Origin of the sequence: Mycobacterium sp. E2989 (assembly GCF_001667595.1) — a bacterium.
Lineage (GTDB): Bacteria > Actinomycetota > Actinomycetes > Mycobacteriales > Mycobacteriaceae > Mycobacterium.
Window position 1 is genome coordinate 70,033 of record NZ_LZJX01000086.1, and the last position, 17,197, is coordinate 87,229.

Annotated in this window: 17 protein-coding genes and 1 pseudogene; 3 read left to right on the forward strand and 15 right to left on the reverse strand. The window is 65.9% G+C overall.

Annotation, left to right across the window (positions count from 1 at the left end; genetic code table 11):
• Positions 1-1,016: 1,016 nt before the first annotated feature.
• The 5 genes from A5680_RS15370 to A5680_RS25775 all read right to left on the reverse strand — a co-directional run bounded on the left by A5680_RS15370 (position 1,017) and on the right by A5680_RS25775 (position 4,875).
• Positions 1,017-1,430 (reverse strand): hypothetical protein, encoded by a 414-nt coding sequence (locus tag A5680_RS15370; RefSeq protein ID WP_067820681.1) that lies wholly within the window; start codon positions 1,428-1,430, stop codon positions 1,017-1,019.
• Between the two features lie 139 nt (positions 1,431-1,569).
• On the reverse strand, positions 1,570-3,501 hold the full coding sequence (locus A5680_RS15375; protein ID WP_067820685.1) for an alpha/beta hydrolase: 1,932 nt from the start codon (positions 3,499-3,501) through the stop codon (positions 1,570-1,572).
• A 101-nt stretch (positions 3,502-3,602) separates the two neighbouring features.
• On the reverse strand, positions 3,603-3,899 hold the full coding sequence (locus A5680_RS15380) for a hypothetical protein (RefSeq protein ID WP_156669622.1): 297 nt from the start codon (positions 3,897-3,899) through the stop codon (positions 3,603-3,605).
• Between the two features lie 63 nt (positions 3,900-3,962).
• On the reverse strand, positions 3,963-4,634 hold the full coding sequence (locus tag A5680_RS15385) for a hypothetical protein (RefSeq protein WP_067820690.1): 672 nt from the start codon (positions 4,632-4,634) through the stop codon (positions 3,963-3,965).
• A 10-nt stretch (positions 4,635-4,644) separates the two neighbouring features.
• Entirely contained in the window at positions 4,645-4,875 is a 231-nt protein-coding gene (locus A5680_RS25775; RefSeq protein ID WP_156349576.1) for a hypothetical protein, read from the reverse strand.
• A gap of 375 nt (positions 4,876-5,250) precedes the next feature.
• Between A5680_RS25775 and A5680_RS25780 the strand changes: the two genes are divergently transcribed.
• Positions 5,251-6,315, forward strand: a complete 1,065-nt coding sequence (locus tag A5680_RS25780; RefSeq protein ID WP_156675122.1) for a hypothetical protein — start codon at positions 5,251-5,253, stop codon at positions 6,313-6,315.
• A 43-nt stretch (positions 6,316-6,358) separates the two neighbouring features.
• Here the strand turns inward: A5680_RS25780 and A5680_RS15395 are convergent, their stop codons facing one another.
• From A5680_RS15395 to A5680_RS15415, 6 genes are all read right to left on the reverse strand, one after another.
• Positions 6,359-6,859, reverse strand: a complete 501-nt coding sequence (locus A5680_RS15395; RefSeq protein ID WP_067820693.1) for a hypothetical protein — start codon at positions 6,857-6,859, stop codon at positions 6,359-6,361.
• Between the two features lie 69 nt (positions 6,860-6,928).
• Positions 6,929-7,120: a hypothetical protein gene (locus A5680_RS25785; RefSeq protein ID WP_156349575.1), complete on the reverse strand. Its 192-nt coding sequence runs from the start codon at positions 7,118-7,120 to the stop codon at positions 6,929-6,931.
• Positions 7,121-7,225: 105 nt separating this feature from the next.
• The gene (locus tag A5680_RS15400; protein ID WP_067820696.1) at positions 7,226-8,503 is read right to left on the reverse strand and encodes an amidohydrolase family protein; all 1,278 of its coding nucleotides are present in this window, start codon (positions 8,501-8,503) and stop codon (positions 7,226-7,228) included.
• Between the two features lie 14 nt (positions 8,504-8,517).
• Entirely contained in the window at positions 8,518-9,732 is a 1,215-nt protein-coding gene (locus tag A5680_RS15405; RefSeq protein ID WP_067820699.1) for an amidohydrolase family protein, read from the reverse strand.
• A gap of 4 nt (positions 9,733-9,736) precedes the next feature.
• Entirely contained in the window at positions 9,737-10,540 is an 804-nt protein-coding gene (locus tag A5680_RS15410; RefSeq protein ID WP_067820702.1) for an acetoacetate decarboxylase family protein, read from the reverse strand.
• Positions 10,537-11,466, reverse strand: a complete 930-nt coding sequence (locus A5680_RS15415; protein WP_067820704.1) for an SDR family NAD(P)-dependent oxidoreductase — start codon at positions 11,464-11,466, stop codon at positions 10,537-10,539. The genes A5680_RS15410 and A5680_RS15415 overlap by 4 nt, the downstream gene beginning before the upstream one ends.
• Positions 11,467-11,531: 65 nt before the next feature.
• Here A5680_RS15415 and A5680_RS15420 point away from each other — a divergent pair, with 65 nt between their 5' ends.
• Positions 11,532-12,434: an IclR family transcriptional regulator gene (locus A5680_RS15420; RefSeq protein WP_067820706.1), complete on the forward strand. Its 903-nt coding sequence runs from the start codon at positions 11,532-11,534 to the stop codon at positions 12,432-12,434.
• Positions 12,435-12,458: 24 nt separating this feature from the next.
• On the opposite strand, the gene A5680_RS15425 is transcribed toward A5680_RS15420, so the two are convergent.
• From A5680_RS15425 to A5680_RS15435, 3 genes are all read right to left on the reverse strand, one after another.
• The gene (locus tag A5680_RS15425; protein WP_067820709.1) at positions 12,459-12,815 is read right to left on the reverse strand and encodes a hypothetical protein; all 357 of its coding nucleotides are present in this window, start codon (positions 12,813-12,815) and stop codon (positions 12,459-12,461) included.
• 147 nt (positions 12,816-12,962) lie between these two features.
• The gene (locus A5680_RS15430; RefSeq protein WP_055403595.1) at positions 12,963-13,193 is read right to left on the reverse strand and encodes a hypothetical protein; all 231 of its coding nucleotides are present in this window, start codon (positions 13,191-13,193) and stop codon (positions 12,963-12,965) included.
• A gap of 49 nt (positions 13,194-13,242) precedes the next feature.
• On the reverse strand, positions 13,243-14,031 hold the full coding sequence (locus A5680_RS15435) for a hypothetical protein (protein ID WP_156675123.1): 789 nt from the start codon (positions 14,029-14,031) through the stop codon (positions 13,243-13,245).
• Positions 14,032-14,216: 185 nt separating this feature from the next.
• Here A5680_RS15435 and A5680_RS15440 point away from each other — a divergent pair, with 185 nt between their 5' ends.
• Complete coding sequence (locus A5680_RS15440) at positions 14,217-17,117, forward strand: hypothetical protein (RefSeq protein ID WP_067820715.1); 2,901 nt, start codon at positions 14,217-14,219, stop codon at positions 17,115-17,117.
• Here the strand turns inward: A5680_RS15440 and A5680_RS26575 are convergent.
• Positions 17,104-17,197: pseudogene (locus tag A5680_RS26575) on the reverse strand (hypothetical protein); the annotation flags it as partial. The gene A5680_RS15440 and the pseudogene A5680_RS26575 sit on opposite strands and share 14 nt — an antisense overlap.

The following is a 17,197-nucleotide window of genomic DNA, read 5'->3' on the forward strand; positions in this document are numbered from 1 at the left end:
GACTGCGGCCATAGCCGTCGACACTGCGATTCGCCTTCATGGCTTCACCCCCAATGCCCCCGCCCGACGCAGTAGTGGTGTTCTCATCATCCTCGTCATGGGCGTGACCGGGGCAATTTCACCCGAACTGGGGTGCCGTCGACCTGTGACAGCGTTGCCAACCTCGCGTGGACCCGGGCGTGTGTGAAATTATTTGCTGGCCGTGCAAACGTTCGAGGGTGTACGGCGAATTTGCTGTACTCCGCCGGGCCGGGAAGCCACAAGCGCAGCCTTGAACAGCGGAAACGCTGTGCTTGAAAAGCCGCGATGCCTGGGATGCGGCGGCCAAAACGCCCTGCGGGGGCCTCCCCCACGGTCACCGTGTTTGCTAGCGGTAGCCACCGGCCCGTGCTGGGTTAGCTGAATGGTCATGCGAACGTCGCTTTGGGTCGGCGGGCAGGCCGGTCTTCCCTCGGGTCGATGGGCGCGGCGACGACGGTGGGTAGCCGCGGGCGTGCCCTCGGGTTCAACCTCGACGTTGCGGTAGAACCCCATCGGCTAGCCAGGGGGTCATGAACGGGCAACGCGGACGGTGTGAGGATGCGGTCATGCGGCACAAGGACTTTCGCGGACGCGCGTCCGTGCGTCCAGCGGCTACCTAACGAGCCCAATACGCTTTGAGCATGTCCGGGCAGTAGGCGGCAACGGAATATTTGAACAGTGATTCGGCCTTCTGCACGGTCATCCGTGGATCTGGCTGCAGCCCATGAAATGAGCCCGCCGGGAAGCTGTTCGTAAACTCTGTGGCCCCAGGACCGGAGGCCGCTGCTCGATCGACGTGGCACACGGGCCGCTTGATAACGCGGCGAGCTGGCCGGGCATGGACGCCTCAAGAATTCCTTCAAAAGCTTAGGCGGTTCGGCACACCCACGCGTAGCGCTCTGCGAAACCACGCAGCCGTCTCAACCCAGAGGAAGAGCCGCGAAGAACCCACCGCGCCCAGGCTAAGCGGTTCCCCGCGCGCACGAACCTAAGCCCTACCGCCCACCCAGCTGATCGTTGATGTTGGTCCACTGGCCTTCGCCCTTGTGGTTGCCCATGTTTCGGCACTGGCCGTCGAGGATGATCTGCCCGTAAGCGTGGTCGGACGGCTGGTAACTGATAGTCGCGACCACGCCGTCCTTGTTGAGCGCGGCGCCGTGCAGGTGCTGGCCGGCCGGCGCCCCGTCGCTCCAGCCGTTCGAGGTCATCGCCGTCCGGACTTGCTGAAAATAGGCGTCGGGGTCGCCGTGGATCAGGAAGCTGAGCGTGACGGTGCCCTGAAACGGCGGGTCTCCCTGGTCGTTGCAGGAAGCGTAAGAGAACGCCCCGCTGACCCCGTCCAGCTTGGCGGCGGCGACGATCTGTCGCGCCGGCTCGATCACTTGAGCCTTGGTCTGCTCGTCACTCATGGGGTGGGCCGTGTCTTCGTACGGGTTACTCGACCCGCCGGCTTGTGGTTTGTGTTGCACTGGCGCGCACCCTCCTAACAACACGGCGACGACCAACCCGGAAGCAATCAGTGCTTGTCGCAACGACATTCATCGTTCCTTAGTGGTGGTGTTGGGCATCGAAAACATGGTTGTCGGTAATGGATCCTGGCGACCGCTCCCACTCCGGGTCAATGACGGCCGGCGTGTGCGGGCCGATGGTGACCGGGGGCAGACCCGGAACACCAACTTTTATGCCCCCTACCGAGTAACGGTGGTCGGCCGTCATGCCGTCGGCTTGGAGCTGGTCGCCGTGGCCGGAGACGATGTCGGCCATGCCGTAGAGCGCTTCGCTGCCGCGGTGGTAGTAGTACGAGTGGTCGTGCGGGTTGATGCCATCCGAGCCGGGGACCTCGGCGCGGAAGCGCACCGAGCCGAACCCGTCGACGGCGGGGTCGGTGCCCAGGCCGGGATTGGTGCCGAAGAAGTTCTGCCCGAAGACGCTCTTGCTCGTGCCGTCGAGGGAACCGAGCATGCCGACGGGATCGGTGGATGCGTCCCCGACGAAAACATGGCCACCGTCCAGGTGAAACTGCGCCGCGGACTGCGCCGCGTCGGTGCCCGGACAACCCAGCAGCACAGCGTCATTGGCGTGCATGCCGTGCAACGCAAACGCGTCGGCGACCGTGGTCGAACCGTAGGAGTGGCCCAGCACCGTGACATGCTGGCCCGCACCCAGGTGTGTCGCCCACAGGCCGTTGACGTCCTGCGCCAGCGCCGCGCTGCCGGTGCGGGCCAGTTCCGGCGTGGAGATGCGCTGCACGTCGTCGAACCCGTTCGGGGCGTCATAACCCATCCACGCGATCACCGCCGTCGGGTTGTTCGGGTCGGCGGCGTTTGCCTGCTCGAACAGGTTGATCGCGTCGTTGTGGCCGTCGTGCAGCCAGCCGCCCTTGACGCTGCTGCTGGTGCCGGGCACGATCACCGCAGTGTTCTTCGCGGTGTCCGGGTTGCCGATCGCGATCGCCGCCCTGCCCTTGCCGCCGAATGCCATTGGGTCGTAAGCGAATAGGTAGACCGGCTTCGGACGAAGCGGGTCCCCCGCGTCGTGGTCGAGGCCCAGTTTGGTCTCGTTGGCGTTCTGGTAGCGGGTGATGTCCGTGGGTGACAGCCCGAATTTCGCCGGGTCGCGCAGGACGTCGTCTACCGAGACGCCGCTGCGGCTGGCGACACCGCGCACCCGGTCGAGGTCCTGGTTCATCACCGTGAGGTTGGCCTGATTGCGCGCCAGGATGGGGACGCCGTTGAGGTTGCCGATCTGGTCGGGGTGCTCGGCGAGGAATCGCTGCCGCTGCTGCGGGGTCAGCGATGTCCACCAACGGTTCACGTCCTCGGGTTTGGTGTTCGGCGGCGGGATCTGGGTGTCGGCGTCTACGGGCGCAATCACGTTCGGGTCGTAGCCGTCGGTGCGCAGGTTGCCCAGGCAGTTCTGCAGCGTGGACGAGTAGCCGTCCCGGATCGACTCCATGTCGTGCAGGGCATCCCGGACATCGTCGGCGGCGTCGGCCTTCGCGTCCTCGATCAACTTCTCCAGGAAGGCCTTGCTCTTTGCGTCGAGGTTGCCATGCTGCAGATCGTGCTCCGCGGCGTCGATGAGGTTGTCCAGGCCCTGCAGCTCATGTTCCAAGGTGGCGATCCGTTGGGCACCCGCCTTCTGCGCCTCGGCCAACGCGGCGGCGACGTTCTCCAGGTCCGCACCGATCTTGGGCAACTGCTCGGACTGTGCGCCAAGGGATTTCACAACCCGTTGCACCTCGGCGGAGTCGTTGATGGGATGGTCGCCGTTCTGGTGGTTCCACGCGGCGTCGAAGCGCTTGCGGGCTTGCTCGAACGCGTGATCGGCCTCGGCGGTGCACCGGCCCGCGCTATGAAAGGCCTCGGCCAGGCTCGAAATCTGAGCCGGGCTGCCGGCCTGCAGGCTCTGGTTGATCGCCCACGGATCGCCGCCGGCCCTACCGATCAGGTCGGCAACGCTGAGCCATTTCAGCTGCATCACATCGCCCCTCGAGCCTGTCGCCGGTCCTGAAAACCAGCTATGAGGTTACCTCCGCGGGCGCCCCGGCGACGTCACGCGACGAAAGGCCGCCAAAGGCTTTACGGGCGCTCCTGAATGACGCACTCCACGATTCGATTGGCCAGGCGCGGGTCGAACCCCATCCGCGAGACCTTCTGGCCTTCGGCCGCGGGAGTAACACCGGAATTGAGGTCCTGCTCGATCACCCCGATGAGCTGACCGTTCTGGTAGTCGTGTTCCCAGAGCGGGATTTCGGTGATGCTTCCCACGCAATTTCCGTAACCGCTCAAGTCGGCACGGGCAGGCGCCGCCACCGGGGCGACCGAGAACAAGGCGATGGCTATGCCGATCGCGACAGCAACGTAGACGACACGCATGATCGCCAGGTTACCCAGCAATAACGCCGAATAATCAGCAAACGGTCAGGCCGTGCGAGGCACTCAGCAGTCGAGCCCGTATCCGCCGCGCAGGTCCTTGTGCGCGGCCTCCAGGGTGCGGTCGCATAACGCCAGGAGTGCGTCGAGGTCGAGCTCGGATTCCCGGCCCAACCGGTCCAGCCACACCGTCTCGACCTTCCTCAGCTCGGACCACTTGAGTTCGCCCTCGTAGTACACGGTGACGTCCTCCCGCGGTTCGGGACACGAGGTGGACTGCGCCAATTGCCGCTTGCACGAATCCAATTGGGTCAACGAATAGCCATGCTCGCGGAACTGGCGGTCCCACTCGTCGAGCAGGAGGCTGACCGCGTCGCGCACCGGCGGCGCGGCGTAGACCATCAGCTCGGCCACCCCGTCGTCGAGCCCCAGGCGCATGCGGAAGTCGTAAAGCTCCCGAATGGCCTCGGCGCGCCGCTGGCTGGCGATCTCCTCGGGGGTGCCGGACCCCTCGTACTGTGCCGCGCGTTTGATGTAGATGGTCGCCGAGATCAGCGACTTCAACACGGCCTTCTTGTCATCGGCCGCCCGCTTCTCGAAGTCGAGGACGCGCTCGTGGCGGCGGTCTTCCTCCTTGGTCCTGAAGTCGATGCGCTTCGTCCAGATCGCGACGGTGGCGCTCGAGATCACCGACGCCAGGGGTACCAGCGCGTTGGTTATCAATGTCGCCCAGTTCATTCGTCGGCCCTCACCCGCAGTACCCCGGGGGCGGCGCCGGGGCGCCGCGCGGGACGACGGTTTGGTTGCAGAGCCCCGATTCCGAGTGCGGGTTCTGGGCCGCGGTGGGGTTGGGCCCGGGGGTGCTGGGCGTCGCGGGGTCGGCGTTCGCCACGGCCGCGGTCAGTCCCATGCCGGCCATCCCCAACCCCGCGACGAGGACGGTGCGGGCGGCCAATCTTGTAAGTCCTGGTGTCGTCATGATGTTCCTTTTGCGTCGACGGCCGCGGTGGTAAGCCATGCAGGTGGACGATCACCGCAGTTGAAAGCTTTTCGGTACGTGTTGCGGAGACCATTTTGGGCGTAAGTCGAGGCTATTAGGGTGGCTAGAAGGTGTCTGGCGTTTGAGAATTTCAGCGCGCGCGACATCGGCTCCGAGCTGTATCAGCGACGCTCGTTGTGAGGTGAGACAGCTGGCAGTGTGGCGGACGGGGCGGGTCAACGCAGCAGGCTGACCAAGCGGCCGTTTCGATCTGCGAACAGATTTCCACAATTCTCAATGTGAGTAAACGCCGAAGCGCCTACGCTTCCGATCGACGAATTGGATGAACGTCGATGACTGTGGAAGGCAGTGCATATGGCGGCACCGGGGGACGATCAAGAAAATACTGACTTCCTTCACCAGCTGGGCGGGGCTTCCTGGGGACGATCACCGGGCGCCGGCCCACCGATCGAATACCCGCCTACGCAAGCACCGCTCAGCGCGGCACCGTTCTATCTGCCGAATGTAATCGCAGCGATCGTCGCGGGCATAGGGATCGTAGTCGGGAGCATCGGCACCTGGGCATCGCTCGGACCAATAAATTTTGGCGGCATGGATTTTCCCGGGAATTGGGGACTTGTCACTCTCATACTGGGCGCTGTTGCGGCCGTCGCTTCGTTCATTCAAATCAACTGGGGCAGGACGAGTTTCAATCTTCGTTGGGCGGTACCAATCGCGTGGACGGTGCTAGTTTCGGGCATCGGATGTCTAGCTATTGCTTTGGTCAACATCGCCACGGTCATGTCCGTGTCAAAGATCTTCTTCGGAGCACCTCATGTCGCCCAAGTCGGATGGGGGCTGTGGCTAGTAGCTATTTCTTCAGCGGTGCTCTCCATAACAAGCACAATCGTGGCCGTTCAGGTAGGCAACGCCAGCCAGGATTACAGCCACCGTTCACAAAGGACTTGGGCAGCCGGCTGGAGATGGGCAGCCATTATCGCGTCGGCGGTGATCTTCGTGATTGCGATCATCAGTGCTTACCGGCCGTTGATGGTCGACAACGGTGACAGCCAACAAGCGACAGCAACGGCTACTCGAACCGTGACGGAGCGGCCCCCGACATCAACGGTTACTTACCAGCCGCAAAACCAGCCTCCCCCGCCGATTGCTCCTCCTGAATCACTCCCGCCGGACGCTACGCACTGCTCAAACAATCCCGTCAACATCCCGCTCGGGAACTCTGCGGCTGGAACCGAGATAACCAGTTGCCCATTCGCTGAAGCGGTGCGCGCTCAGTACCTTCGACAAGCTTTACGAGGCACGACGGTGACGCTGAACGTCACGAGTCCTGTCACCAACCAGAGCTACCTGATGACCTGCATGGGGTCCCACGTAGTCACCTGCACGGGCGCGAACGATGCAGTGGTCTACCTGTACTAGCTGCCATCCGGTCGAATGAAAGTCTCGCGCGCGGCGTCGTACGTCAGACGCGCTCGGCCTTCATGTCCATGTCGATGGTTCCCTGACACGCGCCGCTCAAGATCTCGGTGTGCATCAGGCCGTTAAGCGACCCGTCGGATTGGGGCGTGTAAGTCACGGTGGCGCGGGCCGGGTTCCACTGGATCGACGTGTCGGGCATCATGCAGTCCCACTGGAAGTCGTTGGTCTGCGTCCAGGACTTGCCATCCCAGGTGAACTGGATCGGCTGCGGAACCGTCGGGTTGGTGGGCGGCGGGCCGCTGACGATCGTGGCGACGCACTTTCCGTTGTTGCAGCTCGAGCGCAAACCGTAGGTCTCGGTGTGCTGCTGCTCGGGATTGCCGACGGCCATGCTGTTCCCCGCCTTGGGGCCGACCATGAACGTGATCGCGTACTGGCCGTTCCAGGACGGATTGTCGGCGAAGGCGGCGGGGGAAACGGGCAGGGCGAGCGGGAGCGACGCCGCGCATAAACCGGCGAAGCTCTTCCAGCGGGTCGACGTCATCGTCTCTCCTCAAAGGGCCGTATCCATGCAATATTCGTCCGGAGGTCCAGCACGGGCAAGCCCCCGGCCTCACCAACCCCACTCGTCGTCCTCGAGGACATCGACGGTCAGCGCGTTGTCGGCCGCGCCCTGGGTGCCGTAGCTGAAGGTCAGCAGGGTGCGATCGTCGTCGAGGGGCTCGGTCGCCACGACGGTGGCGTGCCCGATCTTCATCCGGATCTTGTCGCCGGGCTTCAACTCGTCAACACGTTTAAGGGGCACGCTCCACCCATCAGCACCACCGAAAGTGCCAATGCTACAGAGCCCGTCTGCCGTCCTAAAGGTGCCGGCGCCGAAACCTCATGGACTCAACGGCATTCGCTGCGATCAGCGCTGGACGAGGTCGGGGATGGGCTCGGCGTCCGTCAGCCAGTGGCGTCCGGTGAGGCGGGCCGCCTCCCACTTGGGGATGCTGACCGCGTCGTCTTGACCGAGGTCCTCGGGAGTGGGGCCGATGCGTTCGGCCAACCCGGCGAGGGCGCCCAGGTCGAAGTTGTATATCTCCGCCGCGGCCAGGCCCAGCATCTGTCGGGTCTCGTCGATGGGAATGTCCCAGAAGGAGCGATGCAGCCACTTCCGGGTGTGCGGCCACGTGCCCTCCGGGTGGGGAAAGTCGTTGCCCCACAACAGGTTAGACGCGCCGATCTCGTAGCGACGCGCCAGCTCCCGGCGCTCGGTGGTGGTGGCCCCGATGAAGCAGTTGCGGTCGAAGTAGGCCGAGGGCGGCATGGTCAGGTCGCCCTCCATCTGGTGGCTCATCTTCTTGGCCGAGTGCTCGCGCAGATACCGGGTGTCCATCAGCCAGAGCAGGTCGTTGGCCCAGAACGCACCGCACTCCGTGACGCCCCATCGCAGCCGCGGGAAGCGCTCAAACACCCCCGACCACAGCGCGAACCACATCGGCCGGGCACCCCACCAGCGCACCTCGGTGACGTAGATCCCCAGGTGGCCGCCGTACTCCTCCTGCGGCGCGGGGCCAGAGTGCGTGTGCACCGGCATCTGCAGGTCCTGGCACGCGGCCCAGACCTTGTCGTAGCGGCGGTCGTGGTAGGGCGGGTAGCCGACCCAGCGCGCGGGAATCAGGATCCCGCCTCGCAGCCCGGACTCGGCCGCGCGGGTGATCTCGGCGACCGCGGCGTCGACGTCCGCCAGGATCGGCACGACCGCGACCCCGGCCCGCCGTTCGGGGCTGTGGCTGCACAGCTCGGCCAACCAGCGGTTGTGGGCGCGCGCCCCGGCCATCGCGCGCCCCGGGTCGAGGTCGCCCGATTGGCCCAGCCCGGCCCCGAAGGGCGCCCCGGCGACCCCGGTCACGGCGTCGGCGTCGGGGAAGATCACCTCGCCGACCACCCCGTCGCCGTCGAGCTCCCTGTCCCGCAGCGCGACGTCCCATCCGCCGGCGATGCCCTCGCCGTTCTCGGAGAACCACTCCTGCGCGAACTGCTCGTCGATGAATCCCCCGGCCTGCGCCGCCGCGGTCTTCTCCGCCAGGTACGCCTCGAAGTCGTCCCGGTATTCGGGGTCGACGTACTCGCGGTAGCGCTCGGTCGGGAGCTCGGCGTGGGTGTCGGCGGAGATGATGACGTACGGGGCCTGACGGTTCATGGTGCGTCCTTTCGCTACCAGGTGCGGATGGGGTCGGGCTCGAACACGGTGCTGCTCGCGTCGGCCGGCACGGCGGCCAGCGGTTCGGCAACCTCGGCCACGGTCGGGCCGATGCGGGCGGTCAACGGCGCGAGCGCCTCGAGGTCGAAGCCGTAGACGGCCGCCGCGTTCCCGCCCAGCATGGCCGCCACCTCTTCGGCCGGGACATGGGAGAACGTGTGCCGCAATGCTTCTCGCGTGTAGGGGGCGGTGCCCTCGTAGTGCGGATAATCGCTTCCCCACATGATGCGGTCGACGCCGATCCGGTGGCGCTCGGCGCACTCGACCGGACGCATGAAGCTCGCGCCGACGTAGCACTGGCGCGACCAGTACTCGCTGGGCCGCAGGCTCAGCGAACCGGCGGTGGGTCCGGCGAACCGGGCGATCGCAGAGCTCGCTCGCCCGTACCGGGCCGCGGCCACGTCGAGCGAGTCGAGGGTTGCCGGTATCCACCCGGCGCCCTGCTCGGTGAAGACGACCGTGAGGTCCGGATGCCGATCCAGCGCACCGCTGAAGATCAAGTGCCACAACGCCCGGTGCGCCCACCAGTGCGTCTCGTACACCCACACCGCCAGCGAGCTTCCCCAGCCATCCATCGGGCTCGGCCCCGCGTTACCGCCGTGGTGGTTGACCACCAGGCCCGCGTGCGCGCACGCCGCCCAGAGCGGCTCCCAATGCTCGGCGTAAAGCGGGGGAAGGCCGGTCCCGGGGGCGATTCCGGGCAGCAGCACGCCCCCGCGCAGGCCCAGCTTGGCGATCTGCGTCAGCTCGGCGATGGCTTCGTCGAGGTCGCCCAGCAGGATCTGGCCCACCCCGGCGCGCCGCTCGGGCGACAGGGAACAGAAGTCGGACAGCCAGCGATTGTGCGCACGCAAGCCGGCCCAGCGCAGCTCGAGCTCGCGGGCGGTCTCCGGCGGCGGGGCGGCCAGGCTGGCGTGCGGGAAGAACGGCGGCACGGTGTTAGGGAAGATGACCTCCCCCGCGATGCCTTCGCGATCCAGCTCCGAGTTGCGTAGGTCGCTGTCCCAATTGTGCTCGGCGTCGGCCTCCGCGAGATCCCCGAACGGGTTGACGTATGTCTTTGCCCAGCTGTCGAATTCGTCGCGGTAGCCCGGGTCCAGATAGTTGCGGTAGTCGAGCAGGTCGGCGCCGGCGTGGCAGTCGGCCGAGATGACCGTGTACCGGTCCATGCGCCTATACCCGCGCCGGCTCGGGCCCGGGGGCGGCGAGCAGGGCCACGTCGTCGTAGCGCTGGTGCACGTACGGCAGCAGCCACTCCTGCGGCACCCGCGCCGCGATGCGACCCACCTGGATGGTGCGGCGCCGACACCACGTGATGGACGTGATCTCGCGGACGGCGACGTCGGCCACCGGATCGAGCGGCGACTCCCCCAGCTCGAGCGTGCCGTCGATGTTCTCCAAAAGCTCGTAATGCCGGTGATATTCGCCGTAGACCAGATGGGGGTCGGTGATGCCGCTGCCGTCGGGGGCGCGCAGGAACTTGAAGTAGAACTCGGTGTTCACCTGGTCGGGCGGCAACTCCGCCGGGCCGCTGATACGCCCGTCCACCCTGATCAGCTGGTGGCCCAACCGGTCAACGCCGGCGGTGACGCGGTCACCGTCGCGCTCGACCTCGATATGCGCCAATTTCTTTGGCTCGCCGAATGTTTCGCGCCCACCCGTGACCGACTGTTCGGTGGACTGGGGCATGAAAAGCGGATAGTCGCCCTCGACTTCGCCGTGCCGGGCGGTCACCGAGAACACGGCCGACCCGAAGGGCGCCATACCTTCGATCCGGACCCGCTGCAGCTGAACGCGCACCAGGGGTTGGGCCGCCGGCTCCAGCGGCTTGGGCAGCACGGCCGCAACGATGTCGGGATCGGTGAGGTAGGTGACGGTGATCGCCTCGGTGGCGATGGGCGCCTTGGTGGCGTCGATCTCGTGGTCGACTTGCGCCTCGGGCGGGCGAGGGCCGTAGCGAATCTGGTTGGCGCTCAACGTGTTCCTCCTTCGGTGTGCTTGGCATGCTGGCCGAGGACATCGACCAGGTAGTCGGGCTCGCCGCGGGCGAGGATCGATACCGCCTTCTTGCTCACGACCTCATCGGCCGGTGTGGGCGGACCCATCATCCAGAACCGGTCCGCTTGAATCCCGTCCACGACCTGGTCGGCGACCGTCTCGAGCGGGGTGAACGCGACATGCACGCCCGCGGCCTCGAAGCGGGCCACCACCTTCTCTAGGGTCTGGTCGGGTGTGCGGCGTTCCTGGGTCGCGGCGTAGCGCTCCGGCCGGTGTCGCCAGGACTCCCAGATGCCGGTGTTCAAGAAGCCGCCGGGGAACAGCACGTGCGCCCGCACCCGGGTTCCGGTCATCTGCAGATGCGTGTAGAGGCTCTCAGTCAGGCAGAGCACCGCGGCCTTGGTCATCGGGTAGACCGCGGTGGCCGGTCCGCCCATTGCCCCCCGGGCGATCGGTGCGAACCCGCCGTTGCCCGAGCAGGTGTTGACCACGTGCCCTTCGCCTTGTTCGAACAGGAGCGGCACGAACGCCTTGATGCCGTGGATGACGCCCAGCACGTTGACGTCGATCCCCCAGCGCCAGTCGGCCAGGTCGTGTTCCCACATGTAGCCCTCGGAGACGCCGCCGGTGCCGGCGTTGTTGCACACCACGTGCACCGCACCGAAGCGAGATTGCGCCTCCTTGGCCAGCGATTCGACGGAGGCATAGTCGGTGACATCGGTGACCACGCCGGCCACGTCGACGCCCTCGTCCGCGAGCGCCCGGGTCGCCTCGTCGAGGGGTTCGGCGAGGACGTCGGCCAGCACCACTTTCATGCCCTCTCGGCCGAAACGCCTGCCCATGGCCCGGCCGATGCCACCGGCCCCGCCGGTTACGACCGCCACCTTGCCCGCGAGGTCCTTCATTGTGGCGATCGTCACATAGGCGCTTATGACATCGCAAGCGGTCGCATTATGCGACCATTGCGCCCATGGCGCCGCGCCCTTCTCCGCAGACCGAGCGGGTGGTGAACCTATTCGAGCAGCTGGCGGGCGACGCGAGCCGCGGGTTGACGTTGGCCGAGGTGTCGCGCCACCTGAGCGTGCACAAGGCCAGCTGCCACTCGATGCTTTCCGAACTGCTGCGCGCCGGTTGGCTGCTGCGCGACCCGGTCCGCAAGACCTACCACCTCGGTCCCGCCCTGGTCCGCCTCGGCCGAGAGGCGGCGGCGCGCTACCCCGCCCTGGTGTTGGCCCGCTCGGCGATGGCCGAACTGTCGGCCGCGACGGGCGCCCACTGCGTGGCCTTCTCGGTGAGCGAGGACTACTCCACCGTGGTCGATCAGGTCCGAAGCCGGCACGGCGGCGGGCACCCGATGCCGATCGGCACTCAGTTCCCGCACCGCCCGCCGTATGGGGCGTCGACCGTCGCGTGGTCCGCGCCGGAGGCTCGGGAGCGCTGGCTGGCCGCGCTGCCCGCGGATGTGCGCGATCGCTACCGCCAAGCCATCACCACGGCCCGGGAGCGGGGCTACGCGGTCGGTCTGCACCTGCTGCCCGATCTACGGCTGCAGGAACTGGCGCTGATCGTGCGCAGCGCCGAAGTCCGTTCAACGCGGCTGAGCCAACTCGCGCAGGCCTTGACCAACGAACTGATCCATCAGGAGGAGTGGTTCCCCGTCAGCCTGGCGCCGGAGCGCACCTACGAAGTGAGCCACATCGACTCCCCGATCCTCGAGCCCGGGTCCCGCATCGCGCTGATGATCAGCCTGGTCCCCAGCGCCGAACCGATGAGCGGCGAGGCGGTCACCCGGATGGGGGCGCAGCTCGCTTCCGTGACCCGCCGGCTAAGCGCGGCGTTGGCCGACGACTCGGTGGGCCAAATTAGTTCGTAGCCAACCCGACGAGCGCGGGTGGACTCAGTCGTCGTCCTTGTCGTCCTTTTCGTCGTCCTTATCGTCCTCGTCGTCCTCGTCGTCCTCGTCGTCCTCGTCGTCGCTGTCGTCCTCGTCTTTGTCCTTTTCTTCGTCTCTGTCGTCCTTGTCCTTCTTGTCCTTGTCCTTGTCCTTGTCCTTCTTGTCCTTCTTCTCGCCCTCGTCCTGATCGGAGTTATCCAGCTTGTCCGCGTACTTCGTCAAGAGCTCAGCCAATTTGCGAGCCTCATCAGAGTCCAACGAATCGATGAATAGTTGCTCGTCGGCCTCCGAGACGCGCTGCACAAAAACCGCGTCGTCCTTGATGCCGACGTCCCACCGGCCGCCCTCGTCACGAGCCATCTGATGCCGCCTTTCAATTGATTGCATTACCGACGCGCCCGGCGCGTTACAGCGTTGTTTACCCACTTGCGCCGGTCACGTCTCACCGAATGTCCGGCCGGACTCGGGCAGCGGCGCTCGAAGGGGCGGCCCAGCTATCAGCGCGGCTTACGGCGCAAGCGGCCGCTTGAAGAAGCACGCGACGGAGAAGGCCCCGCGGTGGTCGGCATCGAGTCCGACCATTTCCCACCCCTGGCGGCCGAGTTCGTCCGCCTTCTGCTTCATCTCCTCCATGGCGGTGTCGCCCTCCAGGTAATCCCACGTGTACTCCCACTGCTGGGGGTACCACTTGCCATCGGAGGCCAGCCACCAACCCGGGCCCGGCGAAGGATTGTTCATGTGGTCGTGAGTACCACAGATGGCGGCGAACGCCGACGCCGCGCCTCGACTACGGCGCGAACGCCCAACCGAGAAAGATGTTTTGCGAATCGGTGGGGCTCGGCCGTATTTCGCGGATGTGCGGCGGGGTGAAGTAGTTGGCGGTGAGGTACTGGCCGTTGCCCTCGCTGAGCATCACGTGTCCGGTGCCGTGGTCGAACCCCGGATTGCTGGTGAACACGAGCGCTCCCTCCGGGATATTGTCGCCGTTCGGGTGGATCAGCCCTTTGCGATTGAAGTCGTTGAAGGCATCCATCGCCGACGGGTATCTGAACGTGTGGTTGTAGGCCTGCTCGACGAACGCCTCGCACTGCACCGTGCTGTCGGGATCCGCGGCCATCTGTCCGCGCGCCCACGCCATCGCGTGAGCCGCCTTGTCCTCGCCGGGTGACGCGGCGGGCGCCGCCGCGGCGGCGCCGCCACAGTCGGGCCCCAGCGCGTCGAGAGTGCGCGTGTCGATGTCGACATCGGCGACGTAGTGGCCGTCAGTTGTCTTGTACCAGAGGCTATCCCAGCCGTCGTTGGCGATTTGGTAGCTGAAAAACCCCTTCACCGGGTCGCCCGCGCTGTGACAGACCAGCGTCAGGACCTGGCCGGCGTTGTAGACGCCGTCCTGGCCGGCATTCGATTTGGAGCCCTTCATGCGCGGGGTCGTCGGCGCTTTGACGGTGGCGGTCGTATCGGCGTGAGCCGGCGCGGCGCTGGGCAGACCTAACGCAAAAACGGCTACGGTCGCGGCCGCGATTGCTGCTTTCATTGCTCGGTCTTTCTGCCACGTCGCTATGAAATTGATCGGCACGCTACACCAGCGCCAAAGCCTTTGTCGCCGAAACGGCTATAAGAACTCGCGGGAGCAATTCCGCCGTTGCGCTACATCGGTGTCTGGGCTTAATTACCATGCGCTGAGACAGGACCCGGTTAACGAGGTAGACGATGCCGAAAACCGAGAGCTTCATTTCTCATCGCGCGGCCCAAAGGGTGTTAGTGGTTCTGGCGATCGCGGGCGGCTCGGCGATCGCGCTGTTGGCTCTGCCGCACACCTGCGTGCCCCACATCGCGCGCTATATCTACGGCGACCGAAAAGGCGTGCCGGGCGTCGCCGATCGGATTCCCGCCTACGTCAGCGCGGACCTCTTCGTCATCCTCGGTTACGTATTGGTGCTCGGCGGTTTCGCGTGCTACTTCCGGACCCGGGCCGCCTCCGTGACCGGCCGGTTGGTGGCGGGGTACGTCGTTGCGGCCGTGGTGCTTACGGCCCTCGCCGACCTCGCCGAGGATGGGCTGCTTTACCTCACGGTGCATAACCAGAAGTCCACGATCTTGATCAATGCGACGTCCGCGGCGGCGACCGTCAAATGGTGCGCCCTGCTGATAGCGCTCCTGGGCATACCCACGACGGTGGGGATCCTTTTCCGCCAGGCGGCCGCATGGTGCAGGTACGGGCGGCTCACGTCGGCCGAGGACGCCGCCACCGCGTGGTGGGATCGCGTGTTGATTCCGAAGGAGCAAACGGGCGTGCGGTCGCCGGGCACGACCACACCGCTTGTCACCGAGGACGAGTGGAGCTGGGTCGAGGCGTACAGCGTGCCGGGCGCCAACGACGTGCTCGACCGCCGGAAAGAGGAACGGGTACAAGCCATTTGCCTTTCCGGCGGCGGGGTGCGGTCGGCCTGCGTGGCGATGGGGGCGCTGCAGGTGTTTTCCACCGAGGACAAACTCAAGACGCGCGACGATCCGCAGCGATTCGGCAAGGGCGTCGAGCCGAAACTGGTCGACACCGTGGACTACATCATTTCGGTGTCCGGGGGCGGATACACCGCGGGCGCCCGACTGCTCGCCCTGCAGAGCGACCCCGAAAGCCCCTTGATTTCCGAGCGATTCGAGGACGGGTCGGTCGAGTTCGACCATTTCCGCAGGGGCTCCAGTTATATCGCGGACTCCCCGGCCGACTTGATCAGGGCGCTGGCCGAGGTGCTCAAGAACCTGCTGGCATCCCTAACCATCCTCTTCACCCTTCCCATCCTGATGGGATGGGTATTCGGCTATCTGCTGGCCCGCCCGCAATTCTCATTCGCGGCCATCGTTCCCGTGCCGAATCCGCTTGTCAACGAGGGACTCAAGCGCCTGCCCCGGGGTTATTCCCTCTGCCTGATCAGCCATCCCGCGTCGTGGTATGCAGTCGGGTTCTTCGCGGCCTCGGCAGTAATTTTCACCACCGTGGCGATCGTCATCGAATTGCTCAGCTGGCAAGAGGGGGGCGAGACCTGGAAGATGCGGATGCAGAGGCTCGCGGTTGGCAGCGCGGTGTTCGGGTTGGTGGTGCTGGCGGTCGCCGTCGGTTTGCCCGTTCTGATGCGGCTGTGCTCGACGTTGAGTCTGCACGCCTCCGACAATCCGGGCGCCGCGGCGGCGACCTTCTCCGGCGTGGTGGGCCTGAACTATCTGGCCGCGGTGGTCGCGATGGCGTGGAAGAAACGCACCGCCCTCTCCGAAGAGGCGGCGAAGCTTTCGACTTGGAAACGGTTGCTGCCGCCCGGCATTGTCCCGACGATCCTGGTGACCGTCACACTCGCCGTCCTACTGATCGCGTGGCTGACCACCCTCGGCGTCTTCGCCGCGGCCGTCTTCCGCACTGTCACCGCGGACGGGGTGGAGGGGGGCTCTCGATACGTGCCCAACGTGTGGTTCGTCGGGGCATTGGTCGTCACCATTTTGTGGATCGGCGTGGTGGACGTCACCTCGGTGAGCTTGCATCCCTTCTACCGGCGCCGCCTCGCCCGCACCTTCGCCGTGCGTCGCGTCCGCGCACCGGGCGGTGGTTGGCGGGCGAAACGCTACGAGGAGATCGAGTGGACGTGGTTGCCCGACTATGGCCAGGTGCCGGGCGACCGAGGGCCCCGATTCATTTTCGCCGCCGCGGCCACCATCACCGGCGACGGAAAGCCGGCGCCGGGACTGAATGCGGTTTCCTACGTGCTCAGCGGTGACCACATCGGCGGCCCCGAGCTGGGATGGTTGCACACCCCCACCCTCTTCGCTATCGCGCCACCACGCATCAAACGCGATCTGACGGTGGTGGCCGCGGTCGCGGTGAGCGGCGCGGCCTTCGCCTCGGCGATGGGCCGCCAACAAAAGGGATTCGAAAAGCTGCTGGCCGTTTCGGGCGCCCGACTGGGGACCTGGTTGCCCAATCCCAACTTCGTCGCCAGCCTCAAAAACGCCGAGGACGGGACCGGCGGCGACGAGAAGGAGAACCGGAGGCCGTGGCCGAAGTGGCTACCCACCATCCGCGGCGCCGGCTACTTCTACCGAGAACTGTTCGGGTTCAACTACAACGACGCGCGCTTGGTGCAGATCAGTGACGGCGGCCACTACGAAAACCTGGGACTTGTCGAGGCACTGCGTCGTCGCAGCCGACTGATCTTCTGCTTCGACGGCGGCGGCGACACTCCCCCGTTGCTCAGTGGGCTGGCCGACGCGATCCGCTTGGCCAAATACGAGCTGGGCGTGACGATCACGTTCGACTCGGCCGATTACCCGTTGACTTACCTCGCCCCGGGCTCGGGCACGCTTCCAGAAGACAAGGCGTTGGAAAGCTTGAAAGACCGCGTCACCAAGAAGACGGTCGCGGTGGCCACCATCACCTACCCGGCCGCCTCGGGTCTTGCGAAGGACGACCGCAAGGGCGTGCTGATCTACGCGAAAGCCGTTCTCAGCGAAACGTGTCCACAGTGGCTCTTGACCTATGCCGCGTCGAACGTCGTCTTCCCCCACGACCCGACATCAGACCAATGGTTCAACGAAGGGCAGTTCGCCGCATACACCGCGCTCGGCCGGATCATGGGAGCGGAGGCCTACAAGGCTGCGGACTACGTCTTGAAGTGAGCGGGCGGCGGCTCATTCCGGCGGGGGCGGCGATATTCAGTGCGACCGCCTTGCCCGCGATGACGTGCATCAGCGGACCG